Here is a 16,912-nt window from a genome sequence, read left to right as displayed (position 1 = left end):
ATCTTATTAGAGGTTAATGCCGATGATTCAGCAATTTATTTTGATAATTTAATGTTGCAATAGTATCTCAATTCCCGTGTTTACGCAGCTTTCGCTGGCTAAAATTCTTAGGCTTGCGTGATTTTTAAACTTTTTCAATTTTCCCCTTGCTAGAAGGGATCTTTTTCCGTAGAATCCGCCGTCATTGTTAAGAATTATAGACACCTTGAAATACTAGGTGTACAGCGGAGTTTGAAGAAAATGTACGCGGTTATCCAAAGTGGTGGTAAACAGCACCGTGTGGCCGAAGGTCAAACACTTCGCCTTGAGAAACTAGACGTTGAGACTGGTGAAACAGTTGAATTTGATAACGTATTACTAGTTGCGAATGGCGAAGATGTTCAAGTAGGCGCACCTTATGTAGATGGTTCCAAAGTAACAGCAGAAGTTGTTTCTCATGGTCGTGGCGATAAAGTTAAAATCGTTAAGTTCCGTCGTCGTAAGCATTCACGTAAGCAACAGGGCCACCGTCAGTGGTTCACTGAAGTTCGCATTACAGGCATTAACGGTTAATTTAGAGGAATATACTCATGGCACATAAAAAGGCTGGTGGTAGTACTCGTAACGGTCGCGATTCGGAAAGCAAACGCCTAGGTGTTAAGCGTTTCGGTGGCGAGTCTGTATTAGCGGGTAGCATTATTGTTCGTCAACGTGGTACTAAGTTCCACGCGGGCTCAAACGTTGGTATCGGTAAAGACCATACTCTTTTCGCAACTGCCGAAGGCAAAGTGAAATTTGAAGTAAAAGGTCCTAAAAGCCGTAAGTTTGTTAGCATCGTAGCTGAATAAACTTCCAACTAGATCTTTAAAAAGCCCCGCTACTAGCGGGGCTTTTTTTTTCCAAGAAGCCACTATTTCTATTACTTAATAGATGTGGTGCATTATAGTTAAGCGATAATGCTGGAGTAGAAAATGAAATTTGTAGATGAAGCGGTAATTAAAGTTGATGCGGGTGATGGTGGTAATGGCACCATTAGCTTTCGCCGTGAAAAATATGTCCCTCGTGGCGGCCCAGATGGTGGCGATGGCGGTGATGGCGGCAGTGTTTATTTGGTCGCGGATGAAAACCTGAACACGCTAATTGACTACCGTTTCGAACGTTTCCATAAAGCGGAACGTGGCGAAAATGGCCAAGGCTCGAACTGTACCGGAAGGCGCGGTGAAGATTTAGAGTTGCCGGTTCCTGTTGGTACTCGAGCTCGCGATCGTGACACTGGCGAATTGTTAGGTGATTTAACTCAGCATAAGCAGCGTTTACTCGTAGCAAAAGGTGGTTTTCACGGCTTAGGTAATACCCGTTTTAAGAGCAGTACTAACCGTGCACCTCGTCGTAAGTCTAACGGTACGCCAGGAGAGGTAAGACAGCTCCAGTTAGAGCTTTTGCTGCTTGCAGACGTAGGTATGTTAGGCCTACCTAATGCTGGTAAGTCGACTTTTATTCGCAGTGTTTCTGCGGCTAAGCCTAAAGTAGCTGATTACCCTTTTACCACCTTAATTCCAAACCTTGGTGTTGTTCGTCAATCTGAGAACCGCGGTTTTGTTATTGCTGATATCCCTGGTTTGATTGAAGGCGCTGCTGACGGAGCAGGGCTAGGTGTTCGCTTCTTGAAACACTTGGAGCGTTGCCGAGTGTTATTGCACCTTGTGGATGTATTACCTGCAGACGGCAGTGACCCTGCAGAAAACGCAGTGACTATCATCAATGAACTAGAGCAATACAGTGAAAAACTGTTTGAAAAGCCTCGTTGGTTGGTATTTAACAAAGTGGACTTGGTGCTTGAAGATGAAGCAGAAGAAATCCGCCAGCAGGTGATTGAAGCACTAGATTGGCAAGGTGAAGTTTTCTCTATTTCGGCGCTTGAAAATAGTGGCACTAAAGATATTTGTAAGGCCATTGGACAATTCATTGAAACGCTGCCTGTGGTTGAAGAAGAAATCGCAGAACGAGAAGAAGTGAAGTTCCAGTGGGATGACTATCATCAACAGCAAATCGACCAGGCCAATCAAGAGGACTGGGATGACGAAGATGATGATGATTGGGACGATGATGATGACGATCATGGTGTAGAGATTATTTACCAACCATAGTAGGCTACTTACAGTGGTAGTATTACTTGGATCGTTAAATGTTACGCTCGTTTAGACATTCTCCGGAGCCTGTTCAGGCTCCGGTTCGTACACTCTCTTTAGAACAGCAAACTAGTATCTGCCGTGTTGCGGTGCAGGCTGGTCGCATCATGCAGCAGCATGGCGCAGAAAGTAAACTCATTGAAGAAACTACGGTGCGTTTAGGCAAAGCGCTGGGTTTAGACAGCGTAGAGCTGGCCATTACTGCAAACGCTTTAATACTGACTGGTTTGTGCCAAGGGCGCTGTATTACTACTACGCGCAGGGTTTACGATCGTGGTATTAACATGCATATGGTGTGCGAAGTGCAGCGTATTACCATTATGGCCGAGAAGCAGTTACTGGATGAGGCCGATGTGGTAAAGCGCCTCGAGCGCTTGCAGCCTTATAAACATAACCGCTGGCTAGTGGTGTTTATGATTGGCTTGTCGTGTGCTTGCTTTAGTCACTTATTCGGAGGGGATTGGTCAGTATTTGGCATGACCTTTATTGCCTCCGCTGTGGCCATGACATTCCGCCAAGAAATGGCACACCGACACCATAACCCCATTTTGAATTTTGGCATGACCGCATTTGTAGCCACCACCATCGCGGGCTTAGCTGTACGTTACGATATTGGTAATCAACCGCAAACTGTAATGGCGGCTTCTGTGTTACTTCTGGTGCCTGGTTTTCCGCTTATTAATGCAGTGTCTGACATGGTAAAAGGACACATTAGTATGGGGATTTCACGTTGGTTTTTTGCTTCATTACTGACCTTGGGTGTAGCGATGGGCATTGCGTTGTCGATGTGGGCTACCGGTGTGAGTGGGTGGTTATAGAATGGGTGACTTAATCAAACTTCTTCTTGAAGATGCCTTATTCTCTGCAGTTCCTGCGGTAGGTTTTGCCATGGTGTTTAATGTACCAACACGCATGTTAGCTTTTTGCGCCATTGGCGGCGCTTTTGCGCATAGTCTGCGTACCTTATGCATCTATTGGGGTGTACCTCTGGAATGGGCGACTCTCGTTGCTTCCACCAGTGTAGGTTTATTGGGGGTGTATTGGTCACGGCGCTATTTAATACCGCGACCGGTATTTACCGTGGCCGCCATTATCCCGATGATCCCAGGAAGTTACGCCTTCACTACCATGGTGGGCATTATTAGCTTATACAGCAATGGTTTTAGTGAACCCTTGCTCGCAACAATTATCGAAAATGGCCTAAGAACGATGTTTATACTTATGGCCTTGAGTTTTGGTTTGGCTATACCTTCGGTAGTGATATACCGAGGAAGGCCAATTGTTTAACAGATGTTTTAGAAAAAGGTAGAGCAGTGAAAGTAGCAATGATTGCCGCAATGGCAAAACAGCGTGTGATTGGTAAAGATAATCAAATGCCTTGGCACTTACCCGCCGATTTGAAACATTTTAAAGCGGTAACGATGGGAAAGCCGGTGATCATGGGTCGGTTAACCTACGATTCAATTGGGCGTCCTTTGCCTGGCCGTTTAAACATTGTGATTAGCCGCAATCCAGATTTAAACATTGAAGGTGTTACGGTAGTTAGTAGCGTAGTAGCCGCCTTAGACTTGGTTAAAGAAGACGTTGAAGTTATGGTGATTGGTGGGGCTAACATATACCAACAGTGTTTAGCGTTTGCCGATGTGCTTTACCTTACCTTTATTAATAAAGATGTAGAGGGAGATGCACATTTCCCTGATTATCAACAGCACCAATGGACTGACATTTCCTCAGAAAAACATCTCGCTGATGAGCAAAACCCTTATGACTATGAGTTTGTTACCTTAGCGAGAGCGTAATTTAGCCGGCGGCATTCCCAATTAAGCAATCTTGAGTATACATGCGCTGGTCTTCCCAGCGCAGCATTGATAAATGGTTGCCCCATACACAGCCTGTATCTAAACCTGAGACTAACTCTTGCTTACTTTTACCCATTAGCGCAGCCCAGTGCCCAAAGACGATATGGGTCTGTTTAAGGTGTTTTCCGGGCAATTCGAACCACGGTTTTAGGTTAGGGTTATTGTTTTTATTCGGAGGTACTTTGCATTCAAAGTCTAAACTAGCATCAGGAAAGCAATATCGCATACGAGTGAAAACATTGATGATGTAGCGTAAGCGGTCGTAACCGACTAACTCATCACTCCAATGTGCTGGCTCATTGCTGTACATACTTTTCAGCAGCGATAAGTAGTTGTCTCCAGCCAATTCTTTGTGGACTTCTTTGCCAAGTTTCAGTGCTTTGCTTACTTTCCACTTAGGGTAAATACCCGCATGCACCATTACCACATCGTGCTCAGGATGTTTAACAATCAGTGGTTGCTGGCGTAACCAATCAAGTAACTCATCTTTATCTGGTGCATCTAATAAATCTTGCAGTTTGTCGCGGCGTTTCGCGCGATGGATACCGTTTGCTACGGCTAATAGATGAAGATCATGATTACCGAGGACAGTTTGCGCTGCGTCGCCTAACTCTTTTACAAAACGCAGGGTTTCTAAAGATTTAGGTCCTCGCGCGACTAAGTCTCCGGCTAGCCAAAGCTGGTCTTTTTTCTTGGAGAACTTACACTGATTTAATAGTGCTTTTAGTTCATCTAAACAGCCTTGAATGTCCCCAACAAAATAGGTGGCCATGGCTTGCCTCGGCTAGTGCAGTTTATTGGGTAAGGATAATCGAAAAGGAGGAATTTCGGCCTCAAATTCATTACCAGCCTCATCTACCAAGGTGTAGCTGCCTTGCATTACGCCCACTTCGGTGGCTAATACTGCACTACTGGTATAAGAGAAGGGCTTTTCAGGTTTTAGGTGGGGTTGTTTGCCAACTACGCCATCACCTTTTACTTCGTTCACTTTGCCATCACCGTCAGTGATCACCCAATGACGGCGTAATAATTGCAGCGCGTGAGCGCTACAATTACGAATAGTGATGGTGTAGAAAAAGGCAAATTGCTGCTTTTCTGGTACTGAGTGTTCAGGTAAAAAACCTGATTCCACTTCAATATCTAAATCATAGTCTTGAGTATTACTGGTCACTATTTGAAGCCTGCAATAATTGTTCTTTATCTATGTAATTAGCAATATCACAAAACTGTTGAATAGTTAAATTTTCTGGTCGAAGGGTTGGCTTAAGTCCCAATATTTCTAAGTGCTCTACGGTAAGTAAATTACCCAAAGCATTGCGAATAGTTTTACGACGTTGATTAAAGGCTTCTTTACACACTCTATCTAAGGTGCTTAAAGAGTTGAGCGGGTGCAAGGTACTTTCGTAAGGCTCTAAACGGACCACTGCAGAGTCAACTTTAGGCGGAGGCATAAAGGCTTCAGGCGGTACTTCTAAGGCTGGTAGCACCTTACATTGGACTTGAGTCATTACACTTAATCGGCCATAGGCTTTGCAATTTGGCTCTGCGGCCATGCGCTTAACCACTTCTTTCTGCAGCATAAAATGCATGTCAGAAATGGCACTGGTAAAGCTCAATAAATGGAAAATAAGTGGCGTAGAAATGTTATAAGGCAAGTTGCCAAAAACCCGCATTTTTTGCTCGGGTTTACACAATTGCATGAAATCAAATTTAAGCGCGTCAATTTCATGGATAGTGAGTTTGTCGGCCAAGGTTGGATGCTCACGTAAACGCTGAGCCAAATCTCTATCTAGCTCTACAACTTGCAGGTGGCCAGCAGTACTCGCTACTGGATCTGTCAATGCGCCTAGACCAGGGCCAATCTCTACCAAGTTTTCACCTGGTTGTGGGTAAATAGTGGCCACAATTTGGCTAATAACCGAATCGTTGTTTAAGAAATTTTGACCAAAACGTTTACGGGCACGGTGCCCCTGGTGAACTTGTTTATTCATGCTCTCGCTCCACCATGTCAATGGCTTGTTCAATGGCGGTAATCATACTTCCATGATCGGCTTCACCAGTTCCCGCAAGCTCTAAAGCTGTTCCGTGGTCAACTGAGGTTCTAATAAAGGGGAGTCCAAGGGTAATGTTTACCGACTTACCAAAACCTTTATATTTTAGCACCGGTAAACCCTGGTCGTGATACATCGCCAATACAGCGTCTGCTTCGGCCAAGTATTTGTCTTGAAATAAGGTATCAGCCGGTAAAGGGCCAATTAAATTCATATTATGTTCTTCGCGCATTTGCTCGAGCAAGGGGATAATAATGTCCAGCTCTTCTCTACCCAGATGCCCATCTTCCCCTGCATGAGGATTCAGCCCACAAACAAAAATCTTTGGTTGCTTAATCGCAAACTTGGTTTTTAAATCGTGGTGCAAAATGGTAATAATGTTATGCAAGCGCTCATGGGTAATTGCTTTAGCTACATAGGCTAGCGGCAAGTGCGTGGTAGCTAATGCTACGCGTAACCCTTCGGTGGCTAACATCATCACGACATCGGCGGTGCCTGATTGTTGAGCGAAGAATTCAGTATGGCCACTAAACGACACGCCGGCTTTATTGATAATACCTTTGTGTACCGGGCCAGTGACCACTGCGGCAAACTGCCCATTCATATTGCCATCACTGGCAAATTTAAGCGTATTTAACACATAGTGACCGTTCGCTTCATCTAGCTTACCAGCTATTGCTGGCGTGCTCATCGCTACTGGAGCAACGGTTAAGGTGCCAGCCGCTTGTGGTTTAGCGGCTTGCTCTGGTTGATAAGGAAGTAGGGTGATATTAAGGCCTAGTTTAGCCGCACGCTCTTTAAGTAAACGTGGATCTGCAACTACCACTAGCTCCATTGGCCAATCGCGCTGGCTAATCGCAAGTACTAAATCTGGGCCAATGCCAGCGGGCTCTCCTGGCGTTATAGCAATTCTTGCTACTGGCTGGCTCATGCCTCACCGTCCAAAATTTCTACATAAGCTTCTTCGCGAAGTTCTTCTTGCCAAGCTTGAGTTTCTTCGTTGAATTTACGATTGAAGATCATTTGATAAGCGCGGTTTTGACTGGCTTTATTGGTGGTGTCAGTGGTGCGTTTATCGAGAACCTCTAACAAGTGCCAACCAAAGGTTGAGCGGAATGGCTGGCTGAGTTCACCCACTTCTAATCGGCTAGCTGTATCTCTAAATGCCGGTACGAATACACTTGGATCCGACCAACCAAGCTCGCCACCGCGTACCGCTGAACCTGGGTCCTCAGAATATTGACGAGCCAGCTCTTCAAAGGTCACTTCGCCGAGAATTAATTGTTGGCGAAATTCAGCGAGCAAGCTTTGCGCTTTGTTGTCACTAAGAATAATTGATGGCTTGATTAGAATGTGGCGAGCGTTTACTTCCAGCGTTTCCACTTTTTGTAAACCTTCGGCATCTAGTACCATCAAAATATGTAAACCTGAGTCAGTACGAATTGGCCCTAGTACTGAACCTTGATGTTGGTTTCTTACTACACCTGCAAACAAGGTCGGCATTTCTTCTATGGTCATCCAGCCCCAGTCTCCGCCCTCTAAAGCTTTTGGACCTTGCGAGTGGGTCATTGCCAACTGATTAAAGTTTTCGCCGTCTTTTAACTGTTGCACTAGGCTTTCTGCAAGTTGTTGAGTATTGGTTTCATCGCTCCCAAGGCGCAACAAAATGTGCCCTACATGATAGCGAACAGTGCCTTTATCTTGCTCTTCTATAAGCTTCATTAAGGCGTCAATCTCTTGCTCAGAAACATTCACTCGGCGCTGGACTTGACTGCGACCAACTTCGCCTAAAACAATCTCTGTTCGAATGTCTTCGCGAAACTGGTTATAGCTAACATTCTGTTTTTCTAAATCGTCTAAGAATTGCTCACGAGTTTTCTTCTCTCCAGCGATAATGTTATCGATGGTGTTTTCTAATTGGCTATCACTAATTTTAATGCCAAGTCTGTCGGCAAGCTGAAGCTGTAAGCTTTCAAGGATGAGTCGATCCATTACCTGTTCTTGTAGCTCTTCCTCTGGAGGAAGTTCTTGGCCAGAATCTGTAGCATTACGCAATACTTTGTTGGTTAGCTCGTCAATCTGACTTTCTGTAATGACATCGTTATTTACAATCACTACGACTTTGTCGAGTAACTGTTCTTGAGCCTGAACCAGCCCAGTGTTAAGCATTAACATACTTACACTAAGCAAAATTAACTTTTTCATTTCGTTCCTATATTACGGCGTGCAAAGCGCCGGCTACTTTAACATATTTGTACTAAAGGTTTTAATTGTTGAGGTAAAAGGGCTGTCCGTATTTAAAGTTGCCGCCCTCTAACATTTGTTCACGGCTGCTGGTATCACTACCGCCAAGCCCTTTAATTTCGAAATCGAGACGTAGTGAGGTATCAAATTCGCCCACTCGGTCAACGCCTGAAGAGTCATCCACATAGGTGCTTTGTAAGCCACGTTGGTAAGTTAAGCGAATCCCCCAACAACAAGAGTTGTATTGAACGCCAAGATAGCTTTCGATGCTTCTATCTAAGATCATATCGCGGTAATAGCTACCTACAGCAGAAATGCTATCGGTAACGGGCCAAGCTACTTTGCTACCAATTTGGTTTACATCGCTCACCATGGTTTCACTGGCTTGTGAATAACGGTAATTAAGCTGTATCAGCTTTTGGATTTCTGGGCGCCATTCTACCGCCGCGTTGGCTTTGTTAATGCGGCCTTCTAAGGTATCGATTTGTATTCCAGTATGCCCATACCAATCTTGTTGAATGTTAGCGTCGGCTTCGAACGCGAGTGCCGAACTTGAATTATTAGTAGGCTCGCTTCCTGGTATCAATGTGGTGCGGCTGGGCTCGATATAAATAATTTGCCCCAGACTTAAGCGTAAGGTTTCTTGGTTACTTGGCGACAAAAATCGTGAATGTACACCTAAAGTAATTTGGTTAGCATCAGCAATGCGATCTAAGCCGCTGTAGCGTTGATCGCGAAACAGGCCGTAATAATCTTGTTGTAGGTTATCAGTATCGTATATGCCTATATCATCTTGATTGGTATATGGGATATATAAATACTTAATCACTGGCTCGAGTGTTTGGGTATAGTTGTCGCCATACCAGCGAGTTTTTCTATCAAAGTTTAAGCCCCCCTGAACACTTACTTTAGGCAAGGTACGGCTTACATTTGTGGCCAAGTAATCGTACTCAGAACTATTGCCTTTATCTTGGTTGTAGTAGGTATGCATTAAGGCGAGGTCTGCTTGGAAAAAACCTGCAGGTACCGCATAAGGTAAACTTAAGCTCGGTTCCAAATGAACACGTTGAGCGGTGTAAACAGTGTTATCACTATGAGTGAAATTACTGATTTCGCTATCAAAACCAAATTGCAGGGTTTGCCAGTCGAGATCCCAATCACCTGCGAATGTAAGTTGTGGCAATAAGGTGTGTGGTTGTTCGGTGTTGCCTAGTACCTGAAAGTCTTGAACTAACAATTGGGTGTACCAGTTTTTGGTGTGGTAACCCACATCACCAGTTTGCAATAGTTGGTTTTCATTCACTTTGCCGAGTTTATCGCCTAAGTCATTGAAATAGTTATCGTCACTGATTTGAGTGTAATCGGTATTAAAGCGCCAGTGGCGTTTATATTGGCCTTGATGGTCCCAATGAAATAGATAGCGGTCTTCATTAATAACGTCGTCATTGGCCAAGTATTCTGCATTGATGGTGCCGTTGTTTTGCCCTTTCAAATATCTAAACTCAGTTTGTAATTGCAAACCTCGGCGTGTCATTAAACGCGGAGTAATGGTTGCATCTAAGTTGGGGGCAATATTCCAGTAATAGGGCGTGGCGATATCTATACCATTTTTAGTTGAGGTAGAGATGGTTGGAAACAAAAAACCACTATGCCGTTGGTCGCCAATGGGGTAAGAGAAATAAGGCAAATACATAACCGGCACATCAAATAGCCTTACGGTGGCATTTTTAGTGGTGGCCCATTGTTCTTTTGAATCGATATCAATTTTTTCTGCGCGGATTTCCCAGCTCTTGTCATCGGGTGGACAAGCAGTGTAGCTGGCATCCTCTAGTGAAAGGTTTTGTTCGCCATTGATGGTAAGGTTATGCGCTTCGCCCCGGCCTTGTTGCTCGAAGAGCTGATATTCAGCTGAGTTAAGTGTGGCTTTGTGATCCTTCAAACTTGCGTCAAAGGTATCGCTTTTTACACTCACTAGATTATCTTGAAATTCAATGTCGCCGGTAGCTTTAAGGGTTTGCGCTTGTTCATCAAGCACAGTATTTTCGGCTTTCAGTACACGAGGCCCTTGAGCAAACTCAACATTGCCGGTAAAACTGGCTTTATCGCCCTGCTTTGCATGCAGTTCATCAGCCGCAATAGTGTATGGTGCGAGAGGGTCTACGGGACCGGATTTGATGCGCTCTGGAATATGAGCTCGGCATTGTGGCATGGACAACGGTGTTTCTGCGTGAGCACTGAGGCTAGAAAGCAACGCCGCTAATCCTAGCGAAGTTTGCAGGCACCGTTTAGTTACGAACATATAAATATGAACCATTCCCTGATATAAACAAATTCCAAGCGCGAGACTTCAACGTTGTGCTTAATGAATTCTGTGGTTAAAGTTAGCCGCTTATAATACTGGATTTATTGGTGAGCGGCTATTTAAAGGCTGCTATTAGTATAAGAAATTATAGGTAATTTAGTGCGCGAATCTGCTTTACAGCAATGGCTGTCAAAAACCTTACACATTGTACCTCCTCAGTTAACGATGATAAGTGGTGACGCCAGCTTTCGACGTTATTTTCGCTTCACCTTAAAAACGGGTGAAACAGCGATTGCTGTAGATGCACCGCCCAGCACAGAAAAAAATCAACAGTTTGTTGCGCTGGCTAAAGCGCTATGCGATCAAGGTATTGCCGCACCTAAGGTGCTAGCGGCAAACTTCGATGACGGCTTTCTCTGTATCGAGGATCTTGGCTCTAGCATGTTAGAAGATCAGCTTAATCAAGACTCTGCTCAGCAACTTTATAGACAAGCACTTGATTTAATCGTTCACTTACAAACAGTTAAACGCTCTGATTTGACGGAATTAGACACATTTGACCGGGCGTTTATCCAGCGAGAGTTAGATATATTTGCTGAGTGGTTTGCCGGAAAAGAGTTGTGCTTAGCTGAAGGTTGGCAAGACAGCGCTGCTTGGGATGAGTTATGTGATTCCGTCAGCCGAGCGATTTTAGAGCAGCCCTATGTGCCGATGCATCGTGATTTCCATAGTCGTAACCTGATGCTGCATAAGCAACAAATGGTGATGATAGATTTTCAAGATATGGTGTGGGGGCCTGTTAGCTACGATGTGGTTTCACTGCTAAGGGATTGTTACATTGCATGGCCAGAGCCATTAGTTGATGGCTTAAATCTAGCGCTCTACCAGACAATTAAAGCTAATTTTAAGCAAGATGTTAGTGCAGAACAATGGCAACGATGGTTTGATTTAACCGGTTTACAAAGACACCTCAAAGCGATTGGTATTTTCTGTCGCTTAGATCACCGTGACGGTAAAACAGCTTACCGAGCGGCTATTCCACAAACCCTTAATTACGTTATGCAAGTAAGTGCTCGCTATCCTGAGTTAGCTAAGTTTAATCAGTGGCTAAAGCCCATATCTGAAGGGTTTAAACAATGAGTCAGATTAAAACCGCGATGATTTTGGCGGCGGGGCGGGGCGAGCGAATGCGACCACTTACTGATAACTGCCCAAAGCCATTGCTAAAAGTAGCAGGCAAATCCTTAATTGAATGGCACATTGATAAATTGGTTAGGGCAGGGATAAGCAAAATTGTTATCAACACCGCGTATTTGGGAGAGCAAATAGAAGCAAGTGTAGGAGATGGTCAGCGCTGGGGAATAGAGATTTTGTATAGCCACGAAGTCGCTGCATTAGAAACCGCCGGCGGAATTGTTAATGCACTCCCCTTAATCGTCAGTAAACAATTTTTGGTGATCAACGGTGATGTATGGAACGATTGGGATTATCGCACGCTTTGCCAAAATACTGCACTTGATGCTAATGCCGATGCTTATTTGTATTTGGTAGCGAACCCAGCGCATAATTTGACTGGAGATTTCAGCCTTAACAATGGCAAAGTGCTAGATACACCAGAGTTCACCTTTAGTGGTGTGGCTATTTATCAGCAGTGTTTTTTTGAAGATGCAGCAAAGGGTAAGCAAGCGCTCGCTCCTATGTTACGCAAAGCCATGAAAAAGCAGCGTGTAAGTGGTCACTTACAACACGGACAATGGGTTGATGTGGGTACTCCGCAGCGACTGAAAGAACTAGATAAACATTTAACCAATAACAGAGATTAACTATGCGCGTTTGGGGAAAGGTATTAGGGGTATTTTTTGGCTTCTTATTTGGCAATGTTTTTGGGGCCTTACTCGGCTTATGGCTTGGTCATCGTTTTGATAAAGCAGTGGGCGGAAACTTTGTTTTTTCTGCTGCTAATAGCCAGGCCGCTCAGCAAGAGTTTCTATTTTCCACTTTTGCAGTACTTGGACATATTGCCAAATCCAAAGGTGTAGTTACTCAGCAAGAAATTCAGGTAGCTAACTTTTTAATGGATCAAATGCGCTTGCAAGGTGAAGCCCGTCGCCAAGCGCAAGAAGCATTTCGCCAAGGGAAAGATTCTGATTTCCCGCTAGAAGAGCAAGTGTCTCGTTTTGTTGCCGCAGTAAACGGCCGCCGAGATTTATTGCAAATGTTTATGGAAATTCAATTACAGGGCGTATTTGCCGATGGCGTGATTGACGACAGTGAACATGCTTTGTTGGAACGAGTTGCGCTAGCGTTGGGTTTCTCAGAGCAAGAGTTGCAAGCAATGATATCGCGCTGGGAAGCCGAACTTAAATTTCATCGTCATGGGGGCGGTCAACGTCATAGCACACAAAGCTCTGCTAAACAGCTAGAAGAGGCTTATCAAATACTGGGTGTAAGTGTCGAGGATAGTGACCAACAACTTAAGCGAGCCTATCGTAAATTGATGACTCAGCATCACCCCGATAAACTGGTAGCCAAAGGTTTACCGCCCGAGATGATGGAGCTTGCTAAGCAGCGAACTCAAGATATTCAGCAAGCTTACGAATTGGTTAAGCTGCAACGAAAAGCGGCTTAATCAGGGAATACTTGATGACGGGCTTGGCCAGCGGCAAAGGCATCTATATTGCCAATGAGTTGGTCGGCCAACATTTGCATGTTTTGTTGACTGGCCCAGCCTATATGAGGGCTCATTATAAAATTGTTTAAGTGCATTGCTTGTAACAAAGGGCTATCGGCCTTAGGGGGCTCTGATTCCGATACATCGCTAGCAGCACCTGCTATTTGTTTGTTTTGAAGGGCCAGTAATAAGGCCTGCTCATTTACTATGCCGCCGCGTGCGGTATTAATTAACAATGCATTCTTCTTCATTAACAAAAACTCTGGTTCATCGATTAAATCTTGAGTTTGCGGAGTTAATGGGCAGTGAATACTGATCATATCGGCACAAGAAAGTGCTTGGTTAAAGGCCATTCTTCCCGGCCTAGGCTGTTTGTTTTTGTGCTCTGCAAAGATCACCTTCATGCCAATATTGCTGGCTAACTCTGCAGTGGCTTGGCCAAGATTTCCTGCGCCTATTACCAGTAGCGTTTGACCCGCTAAGTTATCTATCGGGTAGTCAAAAAAGCAGAACTGTTGAGATTGCTGCCAGCGCCCTTGTTGAATTGCTTGATGATAAGCCAATAGGTTGCGTCGTAGATTGAACATTAACGCTAGGCTGTGTTCGGCAATGCTTTGCGATGCGTAATCTCTCACATTTGAAACCACAATGTTTAGTTCTTTAGCGGCGTTTAGGTCAACGTTGTTGGTGCCGGTGGCGGCTACCGCTATCATTTTGAGCTGTGGTAATTGCTCTAACAATTGCCTGTTTAACTGCACTTTGTTCACGATAATGATGTCGGCATTATTGGCCCGCTCTAATGCTTGTTGTGAGGTGCTGCTTGGGTATTCATGCCATTGATGGGGGAATTGTGGACGGCTAAGTTCAATGTTATTGGCAAGAGTAAGACGGTCTAAAAATACAATTTTCATGTTTAAGCATCAGCGTAGGTTCTTTGTGCTTAAGCTTACCAATAAGCGCTTGCTGCGACTACTTGCGGCTAGTACCAGCCTAAAGAGCTAAACCATCCGTAAACGGTTTTGTTTAACTTCGCACTATTCGGCTCGTTGTCGGCGGTGGCGGGCAGATGTGTTTGTCGGTAGTTTAGTTTTTGATTTTTATTACTGGCGGTTAGCCTTAGTTCCCGTGCATGTTGTTGCCATTGGTTATACTGCTCTGCGTAAATATCTAATACTGGGATAGGCAGCTTGGCAGTTTGTTCTGCCAGCTTTTTGTTGAGTTGTTGGTTTGGGTAGTAGGCACTGATTAGCACTAAACCATCTGGCGGAGTCAGTTGCTGCTGAGACAATAACTCGACCAACCATGCGCCCATTACACCCTGGGCAACAATCACCTGAAAACCAAATTGTTCTTGTTGATTTTGTTTGGCTGCCTCTATTACCGCTTGCAGGTTTTTTTTGTATTGCTGTTGTTGTTCGGTGTCTTCAGCTTCTATTTGCTGCATTAAACCTTGCATAGGAGCAGGAGGTAGAACAGCACCCGTTTCCCAGCCGAGTTTTGGTAGCGCTTGGCGGAGTGAATCAACACTATTGGGCGCGCTAGGTGATACCCCCCAATCGGGTAGCAGAATTACTGTGCCGCGTTTTTGAGGTGTTTCTTCTTCTAGCCATAGGCTAACAAACTGTTGTTGCTCTACGTCAAGCGGCTTAAGCTCGCCATTGACCTGCCAGTGTGAAAAATCTTGAGATTGAACTTGAGCCCATGCCCCATTTATCGCCAATAAGCTGGTGAGCACGCAAAGCTTAACAATTTGCACGATAAACGATTCCTTGGCCAAGTTAATACTTATGTATCGGACACACTAGGCGTAAGCTTTAACTAAAACGGTGGCGCGCATTCAAATTCCATAAATTGCTCTGTATCAGGGTGGAAAAAGCCAAGCTTGGCGGCATGTAAATGTAAGCGCTCACTCAAGTCTTTAGCTTGCTGATGAGCATAAAAGGCATCACCAATAATGGGGCAATTAATTTGCTGCATATGAACTCTTAACTGATGGGTACGGCCAGTAATCGGCTTAAGCTCAACCAGACTACTTTGCTCTCGCTGCTCAATGACTTTCCAATGAGTGAGCGCCTCTTTGCCCTGCTCATAATCGACAATTTGTTTGGGACGATTTGGCCAGTCACAGCGTAAGGGTAAGTTAACTTCGCCACTACTGTGTTCTGGGTGACCAAATATTTCTGCGTAATAGGTTTTAGTGGTTCGTCGCTGTTGAAATTGCCGGCTTAAGTGGCTTTGCGCGGGTTTGCCTAGTGCCATTACAATTAAGCCAGAGGTTGCCATGTCTAAGCGATGTACCACTTTTGCATCTGGCCACACCCGCTGTGCGCGATGCCATAAACTGTCTTTCTCAAGGCGACCGGGTACCGATAACAAACCACTCGCCTTATTAAATACAATCACTGAGTCGTCTTTGTATACAACACTAAAATAGGGAGACATTGGCGGACGATAAACAAAATCAGGCATAGCTACAGCTCTAAAAAATAAGGCCTTAGTGTAAGCTAAGGCCTTGGAGAAAATAAAATAGAAAATCGACTAACTAGTTATGTGACACCAGAATCACTCGTAAAGCGTCCAGTTTTACTTGGGCTTTTTGCAGGTAATTGCCCGCGTTATCACGCAGTTCGCGTAAGGTATCCAACTCATCTTGGCGAATGCTTGGATTAACCGCACTTAATGCCTCTAAACGTTCCAGCTCTGCGTTCAAGCTTTGATGCATGCTTTGACTTGCGTTATCAACCACTTCAGAAAGTTGCTGTTGAGCAAGTTCATTGGCTTGCGCTAACAAAGGATGAATTTGTGCTTGAGAGGCGCTAATCAATTTGGCCGCTAAATGGCGATTTACCGCCGAAAGCTGCTGGTTAAATTGCTCAAAGCTCACGTTGTTAGATAAGTTTCCGCCGTTTTTATCAAGCAGAATGCGTACCGGCGTTGCGGGTAGGTAGCGTTCAATTTGGTATTCAGCGGGGGCACTGGTTTCTATTACAAAGATCCCTTCCACAAATAAACTGCCTACAGGTAGCGCGCGGTTTTTAAGTAGCGCTACCGAGGTGGTACCTAAATCGGCGCCCAAGATGGTATCGATACAACTTTGTAATAAAGGGTGCTCCCAAGACATCAGCTGAATTTCATCTCGGCTTAACGCGGTATCTCTATCGTAAGTAATGGTACAACCGTCTTCCGGTAAGCCATTAAGTGTAGGAACTATCATTTGTTCGCTAGCATGAAGCACTAGAGCATTTTCGCCTTTGTCATCTTGGTTGATCCCAATCGTGTCAAAGAGACGCAAGCTAAAGGTAACAAAATGCGGATCTTGTTCTGCCGCTTGAATTTTTTCAATCAACTCAGCCGCTTTATTACCGCCACTAGAATGAATTTCTAATAATCGATCTCGGCCAGCATCCAGTTTTTGTTTTACTGCATGATAGCGTTTTGCGGTTTCACTAATTAGCTGATTCAATTCAGCTTCGTCTGGCTCATTTTGTGCCAACAAACCCATTAAGCTTTCACCAAACTCAGTGTAAATAATCGACCCGGCAGGGCAAGTTTGTTCGAAAGCGTTTAAACCTTCGTGGTACCAGCGTAATAAGGTTTGCTGAGGTGTTCCTTGTAAA

Annotated in this window: 19 protein-coding genes (1 of these 19 running past the window's edge); 9 read left to right on the top strand and 10 right to left on the bottom strand. The window is 44.6% G+C overall.

Features of this window, described 5'->3' with window-relative positions; genetic code table 11:
- The first annotated feature begins 240 nt into the window (after positions 1 to 240).
- From rplU to folA, 6 genes are all read left to right on the top strand, one after another.
- The gene (gene rplU / locus ACLD71_RS02535; RefSeq protein ID WP_411992828.1) at positions 241 to 552 is read left to right on the top strand and encodes a 50S ribosomal protein L21; all 312 of its coding nucleotides are present in this window, start codon (positions 241 to 243) and stop codon (positions 550 to 552) included.
- A 17-nt stretch (positions 553 to 569) separates the two neighbouring features.
- Positions 570 to 827: a 50S ribosomal protein L27 gene (gene rpmA, locus ACLD71_RS02530; RefSeq protein WP_137674313.1), complete on the top strand. Its 258-nt coding sequence runs from the start codon at positions 570 to 572 to the stop codon at positions 825 to 827.
- Between the two features lie 123 nt (positions 828 to 950).
- A complete protein-coding gene (cgtA, locus tag ACLD71_RS02525) occupies positions 951 to 2,126 on the top strand; it encodes an Obg family GTPase CgtA (protein ID WP_303516723.1) in 1,176 nt (391 codons plus the stop codon).
- A gap of 38 nt (positions 2,127 to 2,164) precedes the next feature.
- The gene (locus tag ACLD71_RS02520; protein ID WP_303516722.1) at positions 2,165 to 2,986 is read left to right on the top strand and encodes a threonine/serine ThrE exporter family protein; all 822 of its coding nucleotides are present in this window, start codon (positions 2,165 to 2,167) and stop codon (positions 2,984 to 2,986) included.
- A gap of 1 nt (position 2,987) precedes the next feature.
- Positions 2,988 to 3,455, top strand: coding sequence for a threonine/serine exporter family protein (locus ACLD71_RS02515; RefSeq protein WP_411992825.1), 468 nt, complete (start codon positions 2,988 to 2,990; stop codon positions 3,453 to 3,455).
- Positions 3,456 to 3,481: 26 nt separating this feature from the next.
- The gene (gene folA, locus ACLD71_RS02510) at positions 3,482 to 3,967 is read left to right on the top strand and encodes a type 3 dihydrofolate reductase (RefSeq protein WP_411992823.1); all 486 of its coding nucleotides are present in this window, start codon (positions 3,482 to 3,484) and stop codon (positions 3,965 to 3,967) included.
- A 1-nt stretch (position 3,968) separates the two neighbouring features.
- On the opposite strand, the gene ACLD71_RS02505 is transcribed toward folA, so the two are convergent.
- From ACLD71_RS02505 to lptD, 6 genes are all read right to left on the bottom strand, one after another.
- Positions 3,969 to 4,799 (bottom strand): symmetrical bis(5'-nucleosyl)-tetraphosphatase, encoded by an 831-nt coding sequence (locus ACLD71_RS02505; protein ID WP_411992822.1) that lies wholly within the window; start codon positions 4,797 to 4,799, stop codon positions 3,969 to 3,971.
- 12 nt (positions 4,800 to 4,811) lie between these two features.
- On the bottom strand, positions 4,812 to 5,198 hold the full coding sequence (gene apaG, locus ACLD71_RS02500; RefSeq protein WP_137674307.1) for a Co2+/Mg2+ efflux protein ApaG: 387 nt from the start codon (positions 5,196 to 5,198) through the stop codon (positions 4,812 to 4,814).
- A complete protein-coding gene (gene rsmA / locus ACLD71_RS02495) occupies positions 5,188 to 6,018 on the bottom strand; it encodes a 16S rRNA (adenine(1518)-N(6)/adenine(1519)-N(6))-dimethyltransferase RsmA (protein WP_137674306.1) in 831 nt (276 codons plus the stop codon). The genes apaG and rsmA overlap by 11 nt, the downstream gene beginning before the upstream one ends.
- Positions 6,011 to 7,009, bottom strand: a complete 999-nt coding sequence (gene pdxA / locus ACLD71_RS02490; protein WP_303516717.1) for a 4-hydroxythreonine-4-phosphate dehydrogenase PdxA — start codon at positions 7,007 to 7,009, stop codon at positions 6,011 to 6,013. Before pdxA ends, rsmA begins: the two co-directional genes overlap by 8 nt.
- Positions 7,006 to 8,283: a peptidylprolyl isomerase SurA gene (gene surA / locus ACLD71_RS02485; RefSeq protein ID WP_137674304.1), complete on the bottom strand. Its 1,278-nt coding sequence runs from the start codon at positions 8,281 to 8,283 to the stop codon at positions 7,006 to 7,008. The genes pdxA and surA overlap by 4 nt, the downstream gene beginning before the upstream one ends.
- Before the next feature lie 61 nt (positions 8,284 to 8,344).
- A complete protein-coding gene (gene lptD / locus ACLD71_RS02480) occupies positions 8,345 to 10,621 on the bottom strand; it encodes an LPS assembly protein LptD (RefSeq protein ID WP_411992819.1) in 2,277 nt (758 codons plus the stop codon).
- A 162-nt stretch (positions 10,622 to 10,783) separates the two neighbouring features.
- Here lptD and ACLD71_RS02475 point away from each other — a divergent pair, with 162 nt between their 5' ends.
- Genes ACLD71_RS02475 through djlA form a run of 3 tightly spaced genes read left to right on the top strand, consistent with a single transcriptional unit; the run spans position 10,784 to position 13,253 of the window.
- Positions 10,784 to 11,764 carry an aminoglycoside phosphotransferase family protein gene (locus ACLD71_RS02475; RefSeq protein WP_411992817.1) on the top strand — a complete coding sequence of 327 codons (981 nt, stop codon included), beginning with the start codon at positions 10,784 to 10,786 and terminating at the stop codon, positions 11,762 to 11,764.
- Entirely contained in the window at positions 11,761 to 12,447 is a 687-nt protein-coding gene (murU, locus tag ACLD71_RS02470; RefSeq protein WP_411992815.1) for an N-acetylmuramate alpha-1-phosphate uridylyltransferase MurU, read from the top strand. The genes ACLD71_RS02475 and murU overlap by 4 nt, the downstream gene beginning before the upstream one ends.
- A gap of 2 nt (positions 12,448 to 12,449) precedes the next feature.
- Positions 12,450 to 13,253 carry a co-chaperone DjlA gene (djlA, locus tag ACLD71_RS02465; protein WP_411992813.1) on the top strand — a complete coding sequence of 268 codons (804 nt, stop codon included), beginning with the start codon at positions 12,450 to 12,452 and terminating at the stop codon, positions 13,251 to 13,253.
- On the opposite strand, the gene ACLD71_RS02460 is transcribed toward djlA, so the two are convergent.
- The 4 genes from ACLD71_RS02460 to rapA all read right to left on the bottom strand — a co-directional run.
- Complete coding sequence (locus ACLD71_RS02460; protein WP_411992811.1) at positions 13,250 to 14,206, bottom strand: D-2-hydroxyacid dehydrogenase; 957 nt, start codon at positions 14,204 to 14,206, stop codon at positions 13,250 to 13,252. The two genes, djlA and ACLD71_RS02460, sit on opposite strands and share 4 nt — an antisense overlap.
- Positions 14,207 to 14,274: 68 nt before the next feature.
- Positions 14,275 to 15,051 carry a DUF3530 family protein gene (locus ACLD71_RS02455; protein ID WP_303554504.1) on the bottom strand — a complete coding sequence of 259 codons (777 nt, stop codon included), beginning with the start codon at positions 15,049 to 15,051 and terminating at the stop codon, positions 14,275 to 14,277.
- 62 nt (positions 15,052 to 15,113) lie between these two features.
- Positions 15,114 to 15,764, bottom strand: coding sequence for a pseudouridine synthase (locus ACLD71_RS02450; RefSeq protein WP_411992809.1), 651 nt, complete (start codon positions 15,762 to 15,764; stop codon positions 15,114 to 15,116).
- A 73-nt stretch (positions 15,765 to 15,837) separates the two neighbouring features.
- Positions 15,838 to 16,912, bottom strand: the final stretch of a protein-coding gene (gene rapA, locus ACLD71_RS02445) for an RNA polymerase-associated protein RapA (RefSeq protein WP_411992807.1). It continues 1,844 nt past the right edge of the window; only the last 1,075 of its 2,919 coding nucleotides appear in the window; its start codon lies beyond the right edge, outside the window — the gene reads right to left on this strand; the stop codon is at positions 15,838 to 15,840.

The sequence above is a fragment of the Agarivorans sp. DSG3-1 genome (assembly GCF_046774965.1).
In the GTDB taxonomy this organism is placed as follows: Bacteria; Pseudomonadota; Gammaproteobacteria; order Enterobacterales; family Celerinatantimonadaceae; genus Agarivorans.
Note: the sequence above shows the minus strand (reverse complement) of the source record. Positions and strands in the feature narration are given on the sequence as shown.

Excerpts from the sequence above, each read along its gene's own strand:
- rplU (WP_411992828.1), top strand. The coding sequence starts at position 241 with ATGTACGCGGTTATCCAAAGTGGTGGTAAACAGCACCGTGTGGCCGAA.
- rpmA (WP_137674313.1), top strand. The coding sequence starts at position 570 with ATGGCACATAAAAAGGCTGGTGGTAGTACTCGTAACGGTCGCGATTCG.
- cgtA (WP_303516723.1), top strand. The coding sequence starts at position 951 with ATGAAATTTGTAGATGAAGCGGTAATTAAAGTTGATGCGGGTGATGGT.
- ACLD71_RS02520 (WP_303516722.1), top strand. The coding sequence starts at position 2,165 with ATGTTACGCTCGTTTAGACATTCTCCGGAGCCTGTTCAGGCTCCGGTT.
- ACLD71_RS02515 (WP_411992825.1), top strand. The coding sequence starts at position 2,988 with ATGGGTGACTTAATCAAACTTCTTCTTGAAGATGCCTTATTCTCTGCA.
- ACLD71_RS02505 (WP_411992822.1), bottom strand. The coding sequence starts at position 4,799 with ATGGCCACCTATTTTGTTGGGGACATTCAAGGCTGTTTAGATGAACTA.
- rsmA (WP_137674306.1), bottom strand. The coding sequence starts at position 6,018 with ATGAATAAACAAGTTCACCAGGGGCACCGTGCCCGTAAACGTTTTGGT.
- pdxA (WP_303516717.1), bottom strand. The coding sequence starts at position 7,009 with ATGAGCCAGCCAGTAGCAAGAATTGCTATAACGCCAGGAGAGCCCGCT.
- surA (WP_137674304.1), bottom strand. The coding sequence starts at position 8,283 with ATGAAAAAGTTAATTTTGCTTAGTGTAAGTATGTTAATGCTTAACACT.
- lptD (WP_411992819.1), bottom strand. The coding sequence starts at position 10,621 with ATGTTCGTAACTAAACGGTGCCTGCAAACTTCGCTAGGATTAGCGGCG.
- murU (WP_411992815.1), top strand. The coding sequence starts at position 11,761 with ATGAGTCAGATTAAAACCGCGATGATTTTGGCGGCGGGGCGGGGCGAG.
- djlA (WP_411992813.1), top strand. The coding sequence starts at position 12,450 with ATGCGCGTTTGGGGAAAGGTATTAGGGGTATTTTTTGGCTTCTTATTT.
- ACLD71_RS02460 (WP_411992811.1), bottom strand. The coding sequence starts at position 14,206 with ATGAAAATTGTATTTTTAGACCGTCTTACTCTTGCCAATAACATTGAA.
- ACLD71_RS02450 (WP_411992809.1), bottom strand. The coding sequence starts at position 15,764 with ATGCCTGATTTTGTTTATCGTCCGCCAATGTCTCCCTATTTTAGTGTT.